At 35.8% G+C, this 14627-nt stretch carries 10 protein-coding genes and 6 pseudogenes; 8 read left to right on the top strand and 8 right to left on the bottom strand.

From position 1 onward, the window contains the following. Nucleotides 1-2: 2 nt before the first annotated feature. A pseudogene (locus tag F944_RS16625) lies at nt 3-547 on the bottom strand (IS3-like element ISAba14 family transposase); the annotation flags it as partial. A gap of 423 nt (nt 548-970) precedes the next feature. Here F944_RS16625 and F944_RS16620 point away from each other — a divergent pair. Beyond that, nucleotides 971-1372 (top strand): annotated as a pseudogene (locus F944_RS16620) (IS30 family transposase); the annotation flags it as partial. A gap of 700 nt (nt 1373-2072) precedes the next feature. After that, a complete protein-coding gene (locus tag F944_RS02840) occupies nt 2073-3383 on the top strand; it encodes a replication initiation protein (protein WP_004986490.1) in 1311 nt (436 codons plus the stop codon). Between the two features lie 123 nt (nt 3384-3506). Here F944_RS02840 and F944_RS02835 read toward each other — a convergent pair whose 3' ends face one another. The 3 genes and pseudogenes from F944_RS02835 to F944_RS16930 form a co-directional block, all read right to left on the bottom strand. Beyond that, nucleotides 3507-4505 (bottom strand): ParB/RepB/Spo0J family partition protein, encoded by a 999-nt coding sequence (locus F944_RS02835; RefSeq protein WP_004758941.1) that lies wholly within the window; start codon nt 4503-4505, stop codon nt 3507-3509. Then, nucleotides 4505-5122 carry an AAA family ATPase gene (locus tag F944_RS02830; protein WP_004758942.1) on the bottom strand — a complete coding sequence of 206 codons (618 nt, stop codon included), beginning with the start codon at nt 5120-5122 and terminating at the stop codon, nt 4505-4507. Before F944_RS02830 ends, F944_RS02835 begins: the two co-directional genes overlap by 1 nt. Before the next feature lie 186 nt (nt 5123-5308). Next, nucleotides 5309-5464: pseudogene (locus F944_RS16930) on the bottom strand (IS5/IS1182 family transposase); the annotation flags it as partial. Nucleotides 5465-5885: 421 nt separating this feature from the next. Between F944_RS16930 and F944_RS02825 the strand changes: the two are divergent. The 3 genes and pseudogenes from F944_RS02825 to F944_RS02815 form a co-directional block, all read left to right on the top strand. After that, nucleotides 5886-6779, top strand: a complete 894-nt coding sequence (locus F944_RS02825; protein WP_004758968.1) for a phytanoyl-CoA dioxygenase family protein — start codon at nt 5886-5888, stop codon at nt 6777-6779. Then, nucleotides 6776-7183: a RidA family protein gene (locus tag F944_RS02820; protein ID WP_004758971.1), complete on the top strand. Its 408-nt coding sequence runs from the start codon at nt 6776-6778 to the stop codon at nt 7181-7183. Before F944_RS02825 ends, F944_RS02820 begins: the two co-directional genes overlap by 4 nt. Before the next feature lie 61 nt (nt 7184-7244). Next, a pseudogene (locus F944_RS02815) lies at nt 7245-7784 on the top strand (NAD(P)H-dependent oxidoreductase); the annotation flags it as partial. A gap of 95 nt (nt 7785-7879) precedes the next feature. On the opposite strand, the pseudogene F944_RS16615 reads toward F944_RS02815, so the two are convergent. Both F944_RS16615 and F944_RS02810 read right to left on the bottom strand, forming a co-directional pair. After that, nucleotides 7880-8400: pseudogene (locus F944_RS16615) on the bottom strand (transposase); the annotation flags it as partial. A gap of 171 nt (nt 8401-8571) precedes the next feature. Continuing rightward, nucleotides 8572-9444 carry an AraC family transcriptional regulator gene (locus tag F944_RS02810; RefSeq protein ID WP_228623686.1) on the bottom strand — a complete coding sequence of 291 codons (873 nt, stop codon included), beginning with the start codon at nt 9442-9444 and terminating at the stop codon, nt 8572-8574. Between the two features lie 184 nt (nt 9445-9628). Here F944_RS02810 and F944_RS02805 point away from each other — a divergent pair, with 184 nt between their 5' ends. Next, nucleotides 9629-11101, top strand: a complete 1473-nt coding sequence (locus tag F944_RS02805; protein ID WP_004986488.1) for an amidase family protein — start codon at nt 9629-9631, stop codon at nt 11099-11101. A gap of 155 nt (nt 11102-11256) precedes the next feature. On the opposite strand, the gene F944_RS02800 is transcribed toward F944_RS02805, so the two are convergent. Then, entirely contained in the window at nt 11257-11916 is a 660-nt protein-coding gene (locus tag F944_RS02800; protein WP_000782406.1) for an IS1595-like element ISAba36 family transposase, read from the bottom strand. Between the two features lie 163 nt (nt 11917-12079). Between F944_RS02800 and F944_RS02795 the strand changes: the two genes are divergently transcribed. Continuing rightward, the gene (locus F944_RS02795) at nt 12080-12991 is read left to right on the top strand and encodes an OmpW/AlkL family protein (protein WP_004986483.1); all 912 of its coding nucleotides are present in this window, start codon (nt 12080-12082) and stop codon (nt 12989-12991) included. Between the two features lie 192 nt (nt 12992-13183). Here F944_RS02795 and F944_RS16610 read toward each other — a convergent pair. Further along, nucleotides 13184-13480 (bottom strand): annotated as a pseudogene (locus F944_RS16610) (transposase); the annotation flags it as partial. Between the two features lie 70 nt (nt 13481-13550). Here F944_RS16610 and F944_RS02785 point away from each other — a divergent pair. Then, nucleotides 13551-14626 (top strand): IS3 family transposase gene (locus F944_RS02785; RefSeq protein ID WP_101433652.1). Its coding sequence is split into 2 segments (ribosomal slippage): nt 13551-13803 and nt 13803-14626, totalling 1077 coding nucleotides; the frame shifts between segments, so codons are not numbered across the junction. Nucleotide 14627 lies beyond the last annotated feature (1 nt).

The raw sequence follows: 14627 nt of genomic DNA, 5'->3' as shown, positions 1-14627 counted from the left end.
TTCATTAAAGTACGTGTATGACGTCGTCCTATATGATGCCCTTGACGATTCAACAAATCACGCATCATACGACTGCCTGCAAAAGGATATTGCATATGTAATTCATCAATACATCGCATCAGTTTCAGATCTGATGAGCTAACAGGTTTTGGGCGATAATAATAACAACCACGGGAGACTTTCAGCAGCTTAGCTTGCTTAGATACTGAAATCTGAAGTGAGTCGTCGATTAACTTTTGTGGTTGAAGCGGCCCAGTTTCTTCAACACACCTTCTAAAAAATCAATTTCTAATGCCTGCTCACCGATTTTTGCATGTAACTTTTTAAGATCAATGGGGGGTTCTGATGGAGCTTTTGATTGATCGAAAGCTTGCGAGGAAGCTGAGATCAATTGATTTTTCCAGTCAATAATTTGGTTTTGATGAACATCAAATTCAGCACTCAATTCAGCAAGTGTTTTTTCTGCTTTAATCGCAGCAAGTGCTACCTTAGCTTTAAAATCATTTGAATGATTTCTTCTTGGTCTACGTGCCATAAAATACTCCATATATTGATGTTTATAACATCATTTGAGGAGCAAAATATCACTTATAGCTGTTGTTCAAATTTCCTGATCCACCTCTGAGGTGCTATAGACAATAGATTTTCACTGGAATATTTTTTTCAAACACGATATAGAATATTACGTCTATGTAGATACTAAGCTGTTTTTAAAAAATCAGAGATGGTCACATCTAAAACTATCAGCCAATCACACAGTCCAGCACCATCCATCTTCCAACACAGCAAGAATCTTGTGAAACGAAAGACCAGCTGCAAATCGAACTGGAACGTGTAGAAAACAGTATTGTTCAACTCAATCACGAAATCAGTATTTACCAACGCTATGCCGATCAATTCCCACGGCTGTCGAATGCTCTTCATTATTCCTGCATGAATCACAGCCAAAATAATTTAGAACTACTCGAATGTGAAACGTAAGAGTCTATATGTACATATCGTTCATTTGTGGCAAATGAGAACCTCAACTAAAACGATCTCGTGTCCTTTAGAATGTTTGCGTAGCAGTCATGCTTATAGTGTGACTTTTGATAATGGTAAGGAGTTTTCAGAGCATAGTAGGATAACAGATGCATGCATAGACACTTACTTTGTGGATCCATAAAAGTCTAATCAACGCGCTAAAAATGAAAATACGAATGAATATTTGCCAAAATCCTTATCGTTTGATGATGTATCAAAAGAGCGAATAGAATAGATAGAGTTTGGTCTAAATAATCGTCCTAGAAAGATACTATGTTGGTATACACTCAGTGAAGTGATCGCTGGTTTTTATAGTGTTGCACTTGTTGCTTCAATTCGTCTTATTTAAAATTTTATTAAAAAATTAAATTAAAGGTTTATAAGTATTTATATATGTTTATATATATTTAATAAGGTTTATAAGGATATTTTTATATTTAAATTCAATTGGTTATTCATTAATAACCATACGTTTTGTCCGTTCAACCATACGTTTTGTCCGTTCAACCATACGTTTTGTCCGTTCAACCATACGTTTTGTCCGTTCAACCATACGTTTTGTCCGATAACCATACGTTTTGTCTCAATTTATCCACAAAATTATCAATAGTAAAAATTCTCTTAAAGTGAATATACAAATATTCATTGCAGTTAGCACAATAAAAACTATAACCATGAATTTTTTCTATTCCAAATAAATGATGATGTTTTAAGCACTATCAATACGTTTTGTCCGATGTACATGCTTTTTTATTGAAGATTGGTTTTTCTTTCTATTGATATATTGGATTATTTTACTTATTTTTTTTATTGTAATGACATTAAAAGCATTTAATAGCAATGCTTTGAGCTTATTTGAATTTTATTTTTGATATAACCATACGTTTTGTCCTGTTCTCATTATTTATTAGATTATATGAAATGACCATACGTTTTGTCCGTTGTTGATAATTTTATTAAATATCTGTGAATAACCATACGTTTTGTCCGTAAGCTAAAAGATATATTTTTATTGATCTGTTTGCTTTCATTGTTGATTTCAATACAAAATGTTATTAATGTATGGTTATAAAATTGTAACCACGGAGTTTGGTTTGAAAAGTACAGAATTAATAAAGCCTTCTTCTCGTCGTGTTCAATACACTGATTTAGTGGCTACACGTAATGATATGACCACTGCAAATTACAGTTATGAAGCTAATGAAGAAAAGCTAGTGTACTGTGCTATGGTTGCTGTGCGCAAAAATGAACTAAATAAAAATATGCGCTTTGATCCAGATGAGTTAATTACGATTAGTGCAGCTAATTTTGGTGAATTGATTTCAGAAAAAGATTTAGATAAAGATGTTGTCACAGCAAGTGAGCTATATGAAATTCATCGGTATGGTGAAAAGGCCTTGCAGCGTGTTTATGATAGTTATAAGCCTAAGGTAATGTTGATCAAGAAAAAAGATGATCCTACACCAATTAAGGTACCAATGATTATTTATTGTCATTATAGTAAAGAAACTAAATGCATGCAGATTCGTTTTGCTAGAGAATTTTATAATTACTTCTACAACTTAATTAATCCGACAGGTATGACGCATTCATTTAGTACACACCAAATTCGCTATGTTATGCGGATGCGTTCTAATTATGCCATGCGGATTTATAGGATTCTCAATTCTGAATTATGGAAAGCTGAGTCATTAGGTATTCAGCAAATTCATGATATAAGTTTGGAAAGATTGCGTTTTGCTTTAGATATTGAAGATAAATATAAACTAATCGATAACTTAAAAAGCCGTGTTTTGAATGTTGCTAAAACACAAATTAATAAGTTAAGTAATCTTGAAATTGATTATGAAACGATTAAAAATGGAAAATTTGTTGTAGGTATACGTTTTACTTACAAAATGAAGGAAGAGCATAGAAATCTAATTTTTCAACGTATTATTGATCGATTAAAAGAAAAACATCTTAAAAATGCAATTCCATATAGTGATGATGGATCACACTTTAAAGATAAAGAACGCGTTAAATATATTAAACCAGTCACTAAGTTGAGCTCTAAGCAAATCACAGTTTTAGTGAATTGTGATGTTTTCTTAAACGATTATGGTTATTTTTTAGGTAATTTGGATACGATTACAGCTAAAAAAACGATGCGTAGCTTATTAACAAATAAGTTAGATATATTGAATGATCATAAACTTATTGATCTGGATTACTATTTTTGGATACAAGCAAAACGCAATATGAATATCTTTAAAAAAGATGCGTCTGAAGATAATATGGCAGAGCATGAAGATAAAAATATTGCAGATTCTGATATGGATGAAATTTTAGATCCTGCAGAAGATCAACTACCTTTCTGATGATAACCTTTCTTATGTATCATTTTTTAATCTTATATATATGGTAAATGGTAGTATCCAATATCAATCTATAACATATTGGATACTCAATTATAAATTTCCACTGTGGAAATTTATAATTTTTTATACCTTATCGTCTAAATCAGCAAGAAAAGCTTCTAGTTTTTCAATTTTTTCTTGATTAAATTCAGCATTTAAACTAGTACGAATATTTACGACTGTCTTCCCATTGAGATTTTTTTCAATCTTAATTGAGCCAAATTTAAGACCATTTTTATCTTTTAGTACCATTTTATTAATTTTAGACGTATTTGTGATATTTTGTTCTTGCTTTTTAGCTATCTCTTGTACAGTTAATGCTTTTTCTATTTCGTAAATGAATTTTTTTGATGGACGATTAGTTTCTGTAAATTCATTTAGATATTTTTTCCATATATTAAATGTGGCAGATTCAACCAATTGATGATTAAATTTTAAAACGAGTTTATTTAATTCGGTTAACAATTGTTGTGCAGTTGCACCTGAAATAGCTTTTGGATTTATTTTTAGATCTTCTTTTATATAATCTGGAAGTTTATAAAAGCTCATTAATCTAAAGTATTTAGATTGATCTAGTTGATATTTTTGAGTGATAAATTCTACATTTTGTATAGAGTATCCAAACTCATTACAATGTTTTTGTATGGCGTTGACTAATTCAAAATCACTAAGATTCGATCGATGTAAGTTATCAATCAATGAAATTAAAGCTGTTTTTTCCTTGGATTTATCATCTCGAATAATTGCACGAATCGTCTTATGCTTTAATATATCTCGAACAGCTCTAAACCTTTTTTCTCCACCGACGAGCTCATATCTTTCCTCTTTTTTTATAACAACAATAGGGTAAATTTGTCCATTCGTTGCAATACTCGTGGCAAGAATTTCAACTTCCTGTAAAACTTTATCTGTAATAATACGAGGTTGATGCTCTGAGAAGTCAATAAGTTCTATAGGTACATCAACAATATTATTTTCAATTGATGATATTAACGATACTTTTCCTGTTCCTGCTGCATTAATAAATGCCTGCTCCATTTCAAGAGAATCATTAAAATCGACAATTAATGGTTTTTTTGCCATTACAGGATCTCCACCAAAAATTCATTTAATTCATCTTTTGCTTTGCTGCTACCCATTTCTAATACTGATTTTCCTTCGATCATCGCATCGCGAAATTGTTTGCGATCACGCAAAATTGTATTTAGTGTTTTAACAGACTTGACTTGCTGTAATAGCTCTAAAGCAGCATCAATTTCTGTAGATTTATTATTAGTTGGGGCTTTATTTAACACCACAAATGTTTTTAAATTTTTATTCACTTGTTTTGCTGTATTTACTAATCTTAGAACAAAAGGTAGTACTTCAATATCTGTTTGACTAGGTTGTGTTGGAATAATAAGAACATCTGCTGTTAATAATGCTGAACGAAATTCAGCTGAATCACGCCCTGCAACATCCAATACAATATATTTATTATTTTGTTTTAATTGTTGTAATTCTTCTTTTAAATTATCTTTAAGAGCAATGGTTGTAATAGAATCTTGTAGTCTACGTTTACTCCATTTTATAGAGGATTGTTGATCATCTCCATCTACAAGAGTCGTCTTGCCTTTTTTACTCAGAGCAACAGCTAAGTTGGTTGATAGCGTTGTCTTTCCAACACCACCTTTTTGATTTGCGATTACGTATATTGTCATGGGTAATATATATAAAAATTAAATTTATATTAGCATAATAAAAAAATAAAAAAAATATTTTTAAATTTCCACTGTGGAAATTTAAAAAATCAAATTATCTATAAGCCTAGTTATTATCTTTTTCGGATTCAATAGGCCTTGTTGCACAAAGATTTAAAAATTAAGGTTCCCCATATCACTTCAAATTTAAGTGATAACTTGGGTATGAGGTTGGCCTAATTCCATAAATTTATTTAATACTGCTACACGGGCATGAATCTCATTGACCTGGCTTTGAAAGTTCCTTGCACTCAGTTTATCCCCCAATAATTTGATGCAATGCATTTTGGCTTCCACCAAAGAAGCAATGTACTATGATAAGATTAACCCGTTAGGTCAGGTGGCCTAACTTAAATAAAAAAGTCTCCGACAAACCCGGTACGGTTCAGTCAATTTTGAGAGAATAAAGCATATTTTTACGAAAAAACGTATTATTTCTATTTAAATGATAAAAATCATTATATTGTGAATTTAAGGACGTAATGATTATAAAAAAATGTGTTATTATTTGGTGCATTAGTCACTATAATTATGCATTTTTGCCTAGAATCTTGATGGCAAGCACTCAATTAATAATAATTCTCAATAATTGGTTATCATAAGCAATTAAACCGACTTTTTTGAATCAGAGCTTAATTTATATAACTTAAGTTAGATGTCGCCATTCTCCAGACTATTTAAATTACATTTATCTTATGTGATTGAGTTTATATTGGAGAAGACTATGGAACTGATTCGTTTACCAAATACCGCAACTGGTGATGACATTGCAAAAGCATTGAGAGAGCATGGTCATTGTATCATTGAAAACCTAGTTTCTCCTGAGATTATGGATCGTATTGCCGAAGAAACGCATGAATATGTTTATTCAAGTCCATATGGCGAAGATGTATTTTTGGGTAAAAAGACCCAACGTACTGGTTCTTTGGTGGCTCGTTCAAAAACTGCACGTGAAGAAATCATTACTCATCCATTAATGCTGGATGCGGCAAAAAAACATTTGCATAAAGCGTCTACGATTCAATTGCAATTAACCCAAATCATTACAGTTAATCCAGGTGCTCCAGCACAAGTATTGCATCAAGATCAATTGACTTGGGACTTTTTTGATTTTCCAGATGATTATGAACCACAGTTCAATACACTTTGGGCAATGACTGAATATACAGAAGAAAACGGTGCAACTCGTGTCGTACCAAACAGTATGTATATTGGTGCACGTCAAAAATTTACGCAAGATCAAACGATTGCTGCGGAAATGAGCAAAGGTTCTGTTCTAGTGTATACAGGTAAAATTTACCATGGTGCTGGTGTGAATAATACCGATAAAATTCGTCAAGCAATTAATGTGAACTATTGTGCAGGTTGGTTAAGACAGGAAGAAAACCAATATTTGGCAACGCCACCAGAAATAGCACAAACACTTGATGATGAATTGCTTAAATTGATGGGTTATCAATGTGCTTGCTTTGCATTGGGTTATGTACGTGATTTTGAAGATCCTTTGGATGTATTCAGGGGTAAAGCTGAGCGTCGTTCTGCGGGGTTAAACCTTGTGGTTGATACAGGTAATGACATCATCAAGGAATATGCTGTGGAAGTAGGGGATCGCACATGAAATTAAGTACACCAGATTTGGATTACTTCAAGCAAGATGTTTTTGATCTGTTTGCGTTCAGTCAAATAATAGAGGTCGGTAATACGGTATATCTTTCGGGCATTGCACCACTTAAAGGTGGCTTGGCGGATTTATCGCTGGTCGGAAGTACTGTTGCGGATCAATTAGATTTTGTTCTAAGTATTGCTAGTAAAAGTCTAAACAGTATTGGATTAGATTTTGGCAATATTGCAACGTGGACGATTTATACGACTGATATCGCTGAATTTACAAGCCAATCCAGTGATATTCTGAAAAAATATCTTGGCTCACATCAACCTGCATGTACTTTGGTTGAAATCAGTAAATTGATTCATCCAGAGCAATTGCTTGAAATTACGATTACAGCTGTTAAAGCATCATAAATCATATGATGGTTGCTTGATTTGGACCCAATCAAGCAGCCTCCTTTTGGGAGAATACTTCATGTTTGAGCATCCACCGACATTGCGACTGGTTGTGGTTTCTGGCGGATTTGGCATGCAATCCAAAACCGAAACATTGGTGCAAACGATTGCCGATGAAATTGCCAAACGACTTTCAGTTGAATTGGAATTTGTTAAATTTAGTGAAATTGGTGGCTTTATTGGTCAAACATTTGATCGTAAGCAATTACCTGAACATGTGCAAATAGCGTTGCATACAGTAGAAACGGCTGATGCCTTAATTGTGGGAACACCTGTTTACCGTGCGTCTTACCCTGGATTATTCAAGCACTTTTTTGATCTGATAGAGCAATTTGCTTTGGTGAATGTTCCTGTCATCCTTGCTGCATCTGGTGGCAGTGAAAGACATTCACTGGTGATTGAACATCAATTAAGACCTTTGTTTAGTTTTTTTCAAACTCAAACAATGTCATTGGGTGTGTATGCGACAGACAAGGATTTTTCCAGTGATTATAGGATTATTAATCATGAATTGTTAGAGCGTATTAGCTTGACAATCCAACGTGCCTTACCTATTTTACGAGCCATAAAATTAAGACATTTTATGAAAAACTAGACCGATTGCACAGATTCTTATATTAATTTAGGGACTTAAGAGATTTATTACAGAGTAGTTTAAGTGTGAAAATTGAGGTATAAATTACCATGCCGATGATTGAATGTATATCTTGCGAAGTGGTGCTACTCACTTTAAGATGCAAATACAACAAATTTTTGTCAATACCATTAAACTTACTAAGCCGCTTTTCGCATAGCCCCAGAATGATTTTATGTCATTAATATGACGTTCCCCACAAGCAAATTCATTGTTACCATGATCCACTCTCAAATGCTTGTCAAAAACAATATCAACTAAACGATCAAAACCTCTTCAGCCATCCGTATTGATTACTGAATCTAGGTCGATATGTCTACGGATAATCCCTTGAAGCGTGGCTTTGGAGCAATCAGTAACAATTTCTGTGTAGACATCCCCACCACGTATAAGTATTTCAAATACGATTTTTACCTTACGCAGCAGTGCTGCTCACTCCAGGACCTCTTTTACCTTTTACACGATGAGCACAAAAGTAGGATTTATCATCGACAGTTCCATTGAAAGGAGATACTTCTTCGCATTGACTCGCAATCTTTTTTACGTAATTGTATAAATGGTACTTAAGGAAGTTACCATACTTTTTAATATGATTAACTTCCTAAGCCCCCAATGTATTACTATACTTTCACCTCAGTAGTATACCAGTGAGCAACTATGTGAAATATCGTCACAACTGGGCTGTGCCCTATGATTAAATCACAGTGAGTACTCAAGCATTTTGCTTGCGATACAAGCTTGGTGAAACATGTGCCCAGCGCTTAAACGCACGGGTAAAATTCGATGGATCTTGATAACCTAATGTTTCTGCGATTTTCTCTATAGAAAGTTCTTTTTGATTTAATAACATCATGGCTTGCGTATATTTTTTGCTTTGTTGTAATTTTTGAAAATTCTGTCCTTGTTGTTTTAGTTGCCTATAAACGGTTTTGGTGGATACGGATTTTATTTGTGCGATGTCATTCAATGTGTGCATCGTCACATGATCAAAGGCTTGATTTTGATGATACACTGCCAATACTTGTTCGCAATGTGTGATGGCACGCTCAAAGCTTAACTTATTCGCACAAAAACTTTTTTCAGCTAGAAAATGCTCAGGAAAACGAATTTTCCATTCCGTCGCATGATACCCAATGTATATTCCAGAAGGAAAATCTTGGGTATTTTTTTCGCCTTTGAAAAATATATGAATATCAGATGCCTTAAATGGTAATATTTGCAATATAATTTTATAAAGGCAAATGATTGCAGATTTTAAAATAATCTTTTGGTATTTTTCATTGATAGGTAAAGTTGGTTGAATCTCTAATTCAACATTATTGCCGTGTTTTCGAGAGAGTAACGCCAATCCAATACCAAAGACATCCCAATATTTTAAGGCAACGTCTAATCCGGATGACAACGTTTCTGAGGATATGATTGCAGTGCCAATGGGGTCAAATAGTTGTGACGTAAATCGCCAACCAATTTCCTCACCAAGATCATGATCAGGAAGTTGTCGCCCAATCCAGTCTAATAACAAGAAATATTGTGTTAGTTCAACATGATCCTTAACAATATTTTGTTCACTACAAAATTTTGCCAAATCAACACCTTGTTCTTCAGCATAGTCCATATACGTGTCTACCAATATCGATGGTATCAACATTATTTCATCCCTTTTTGTTGTTTTGTCCGAAAATGACAGATTTTATGTCCGATCATGAGCTTCAATATTGCACCTTATGCTTACAAAATCTACTTGAATTGTTTGATAGGAAGCAAAGAAAATGCCAAAAGATTTTGTTTATGATGATGCAACTGCGTTAGTACAATCCATCCAAAATGGACAAATCAGTAGCCGTGAATTGCTGGAATCACAGATTGAACGGATTAATAAATACAACAAACACATCAATAGTTGTGTTGCATTTGATTATGACAATGCAAGGATTTTAGCAGATCAGGCTGACCTCGCCATCAAGCGACAAGCCCCACTTGGTAAATTACATGGCATTCCGATGACCATCAAAGATGCCTTTAAAGTGAAAGGCATGCCGTGTACCGATGGCAATCCAGAATTCCAACACTATGTCCCCACCGAAAATGCTGTTTCGGTCAATAAATTGGTCGGTGCTGGAGCCATTCCTTTTGCAAAAACCAATGTACCCTTTAAATGTGCAGATATTCAAACCTACAACAAATTTTATGGTACTGCCAATAATCCATGGAATTTAAATCTCACAACAGGCGGCTCATCAGGTGGTTCTGCTGCGGCACTAGCATCGGGATTTACACCGATTGAGCTTGGTAGTGATATTGGTGGTTCTATTCGAACACCAGCACATTTTTGTGGTGTCTATGGTCATAAATCCACCTATGGATTGATTGATTTCAGAGGACACATCATGAATTACGAGGACGAGTTATCCCAACCTGACCTTGCCGTCATTGGTCCAATGGCTCGTTCAGCACGGGACTTAAGTTTATTATTAGATGTTTTAGTCGAGCCAAATGCGGATGACTTTAGAGCTTTTAAACTCAAGGAATCTGAAAAACAAACCATTCAAGAGTTTAAAGTATTATTCTGGATGGATGATGAATCGTGTCCAATCGATTCACGCCTAAAGAAAAAATACGATCAACTTTTGCAAACCCTGCAAACTGCCAAGGTTAACGTGGATGTAGGTCGTCCAAAAAATTGGGATTTTGATGAAATATTTAAATCCTACGCCACTCGATTGATCAGCCAAATGACTTTTGCAGATCCTAAACTAAGTCGATTGTCCATGTCGGCATCTACGCCATTAATCAAATTACTTAATGGTAAAGCAGGCATTCCGCCTTTGGCCTATGGATTTACACAAGGTGCTAACCTGAGTCATGCAGAATGGCTTGCCAAATATGAAGAGTCATTGCATATCAAGCAAAAATGTCTTGAAATTTTTGCAGAATACGACGTCATTATTTGCCCACCTATTTTGACTCTAGCGTTTGAACACAATCATAAAGAACCTTTGATGTTTCGCACGCTACAAGTCGATGGAAGAAAACGTTTCTATCTTGAGTTATTCAAATGGATTTCGCCAGCAACTGTATTTGGGTTGCCATCAACCTCTGCACCGATAGGCTTATCTGAGGACAATCTACCAGTCAATATTCAAATATTGGGACAACCGTATGCAGACAAAGTCACCATTAAATTTGCTGAACTGCTTGCACAAATTACGGATGGATTCCAAAAACCGCCTTTGGATTTTTAGTTGCACTATCCATCATAGCGTAATTTAACAGTCTTTCACCGACTAGAAATCAATTGATTGACGATGTTTTGTTGTTTTAACACAGTTATGAACTAAACCATTTTTGTTAGGGGAACTAAAATGAACAAATCATTTTGGGGCTGTAGTAGATAAGGTCAAATACCCGTCCAATCCAACAGTATTTCGAGCTGTTGTTTTGGACTCCCATAGTTAAATCTAAACTCACATTCTTTAATAAACAATGGAAAGGCATTTCGGTCAATCCCATTGTACTTCCTTAGGATGCGTTTAGCTTGATTCCAGAAATTTTCTACACCATTAATATGATTTCGACCTTTTGCAAAATCTTTAGAATGGTTAATTCGCTCATGATAAAAACAATTAACATCAAGCACATTGTAGCTTCGATAGCTATCAGTATAAACCACACTATCAGGCGCTACTTTACGTGTAATAACAGGCATTAATGTATCAGACTTGGTATCAGGGACAACCTTGACATAAACCATACCACCGCGCTTTAGTATACCAAATACAGCCACTTTTCCACCAGCACCACGCCCACGCTTTCCCTTACGAGTGCCACCAAAGTAGCTTTCATCTAACTCAACCTCTCCCTCAAAAATATCATCGGCAGTTTGGTCAAGGTGGTACATGATTATTTCACGTATTTTTCTATAAAATAGTGCGGCAGTATTAGGCTGAATATCCAGCAAATTGGCCGCAGTTCTAGCTGTTACCTCAGCAACAAAGAACTCGACAAGCTTTCTTTGGGTATTTTTATCTAATTTACAACGATTTATCTTCATTTTCATAGAGTAGCACTTCTGCTAATCTACTACAGCCCCATCATTTTTATATGTTGGTTTGATATGCATCACTTTACCTGCAAGTGCTTACGCCGATTCAAAATATTTTAGCCTGAAAAGTGATGAGGGCTTTAAGCGATTTTCAGTTTCTGCGGGATGGTTGCATACCATGCCACAAGGTGCCGTGACTTCCATGGATGTCATTTCAGCAGCTAAAAGTGGCACCTATCGAGTGGGGGATGTGTCCAAGTCAGTTGTGGCTGATGCTGCTGTACGTGAATCTAATCCTGCATTATATGACACCATCATGTCCTTCCCTGCTGATGTCGTTCCAGCAGCAGTCACTGGTTCAGTTCAGGTCGATAGCCTAGCAAGCTGGACAAATCATGGGACAGGGTTAGAGGCGACAAAAGGGGATGCCTTTGGAATGATGTTTAATTATCATTTTACCGATAATTTATCACTGCAAATAAAAGGTGGTATTCCACCTAAAGTACGTATTAAGGGAGTTGGTACAACATACTCACCGTTACGTGGTACAAATATCACGCCACTGGGTGATATTGAGCTAAAACGGGACACGTATATTACCAATTTAGAGCAGGGAAGCAGTGCCTCTACAGCACGGGCGTGGCTACCCGCAGTTGAATTACATTATCAATTTGGTAAAACTGGAGAAAATAAATTAAGACCTTATGTTGGTGCAGGTCTAGTATACGCCCATTTTGGCAGTCTTAAATTGAATTCTGTAATTGAAGCTGAAGTTGCTGCTTCGGGACATATGATTCAGAATATCCTTGATGGTGAAGCAGGTCCTAGTATCGAGGGTAAACCGTCTTCCGCATCACCTGTAGTTAAAGTTAAGACTACAGATGTTTTTGCACCTGTTCTCACATTAGGGACAACCTATGATCTTAATTCAAATTGGTTTGTCGTTGGTTCGGTGTCATATATGCCGATGGATAGCAAGGCAAAAGTATATGTCAATGATGCTAATACTGGTCGTGAGCTAGTTTATACTGAAACACGGATTGATATTAATCCGATTGTCACATATTTGGGAATAGGCTATCGATTCTAATCGATAAAAAAGTTAAATTTTACAAAGGATCTTATAATATGAAGAAAATTCGTCATCTAGTTGTAGGGATATGTTATGGATGCCTAGTTCAAAATGTATCTGCAAAAATTTAGATTTATGTGTTTTTGATATCTGCAATAGGCTTTGTTGCACAAAGGCTTGAAAGGCAGAGCCACCCTAAGTGAGCCAAATTTAAGTGGCAACTTGGGTATGAGGGCGACCTAATTCTGTGAATTTATTCAAGACTGCTACGCGTGCATGAATCTCGTTCACCTGACTAGGGAAACTCCTTGATGTTAATTTATCGCCTAATAATTTGATGCAATGCATCTTGGTTTCAACCAAACTTCGGCGATGATAGCCAGACCAGTTTTTCCATATAGTCTTGCCCAAATGTTTAACTGTTCGAAGTAGTTCATTGCGTTCTAACGAGCTAATCTTTGTATCTTTCCAAGGTTTAGCATTTTTTCTGGGTGGGATTACTGCATGGTAATCCCCCCTAAAAATAATAGGATCTAAAAGTAGAATTTTCTCTTAAGATACGAGCAGGAGATTCTGCATGAAAACATCTAAATTTACTGACAGTCAGATCATGTCCATCTTGAAACAGGCAGAATCTGGCACACCTGTAGCGACCCTTTGCCGTGAACACGGCATGAGTAATGCTACCTTTTATAAATGGCGTGCCAAATATGGTGGTATGGATACATCATTAATGGCTCGACTGAAAGAGCTAGAAGCCGAAAATACCAGACTTAAAAAGATGTATGCGGAAGAGCGATTAAAGGCCGAAATCATCCAGGAAGCGATGGCAAAAAAGTGGTAAAGCCATCTTGCCGGCGTAAGATGGCACAACAGGCAGTTGCCCAGCATGCCATTAGTATTCGTTTGGCTTGTAAAGCATTTGGCATTAGTGAAACCTGCTACCGCTATCAAGCCAAACTCAGCGATGACAATGCACTCATTGCTGAACAGCTCATTGAACTCACTGAGGAAAATTCCGATTGGGGCTTTGGTTTGTGCTTCTCGTATTTACGGCATGTTGAGAGTTGCTGCTGGAATCACAAGCGGGTTTACCGCATTTACTGTGAGTTGGCACTGAATCTGCGTATTAAACCGAGAAGAAGACTAAAACGGCATGCGCCTGAACCATTGAAAGAACCAATCCGAGAAAATCAGGTTTGGTCATTAGATTTTATGCATGATCAGCTTTCCGATGGTCGCAAGTTTCGATTATTGAATGTGATTGATGATTACCGCCGCGAAGGCCTAGCCATTGAAGCAGGGTTCTCATTGCCCACAATCAGGGTTATTCGTACGTTGAATCAATTGCTGGAGTGGAGAGAAAAACCGTTAGTGATCCGATGCGATAATGGTCCCGAATTTATCAGTCACGAATTTGTGCGCTGGGCTACTGAGTACGGTATTCGTATTGAATATATTCAACCGGGTAAGCCCCAGCAGAATGCGTATATTGAACGCTATAATCGGACCATACGTTATAGTTGGCTGAGCAAGCATTTATTTGATACTTTGGATGAAGTACAAGATTATGCAACAAACTGGTTGTGGCATTACAACCATGAAAGACCACATCAAGCTAACAAAGGAAAGCCACCTCTAATGGCTGCTTAAC

Origin of the sequence: Acinetobacter ursingii DSM 16037 = CIP 107286, assembly GCF_000368825.1 — a bacterium.
Lineage (GTDB): Bacteria > Pseudomonadota > Gammaproteobacteria > Pseudomonadales > Moraxellaceae > Acinetobacter > Acinetobacter ursingii.
This window is presented reverse-complemented; position numbering and strand designations above follow the sequence as displayed.

Coding starts and splice junctions, on each gene's coding strand:
- F944_RS02840 (WP_004986490.1), top strand. CDS start 2,073: ATGTTATTAATGTATGGTTATAAAATTGTAACCACGGAGTTTGGTTTG.
- F944_RS02835 (WP_004758941.1), bottom strand. CDS start 4,505: ATGGCAAAAAAACCATTAATTGTCGATTTTAATGATTCTCTTGAAATG.
- F944_RS02830 (WP_004758942.1), bottom strand. CDS start 5,122: ATGACAATATACGTAATCGCAAATCAAAAAGGTGGTGTTGGAAAGACA.
- F944_RS02825 (WP_004758968.1), top strand. CDS start 5,886: ATGGAACTGATTCGTTTACCAAATACCGCAACTGGTGATGACATTGCA.
- F944_RS02820 (WP_004758971.1), top strand. CDS start 6,776: ATGAAATTAAGTACACCAGATTTGGATTACTTCAAGCAAGATGTTTTT.
- F944_RS02805 (WP_004986488.1), top strand. CDS start 9,629: ATGCCAAAAGATTTTGTTTATGATGATGCAACTGCGTTAGTACAATCC.
- F944_RS02800 (WP_000782406.1), bottom strand. CDS start 11,916: ATGAAAATGAAGATAAATCGTTGTAAATTAGATAAAAATACCCAAAGA.
- F944_RS02795 (WP_004986483.1), top strand. CDS start 12,080: ATGCCACAAGGTGCCGTGACTTCCATGGATGTCATTTCAGCAGCTAAA.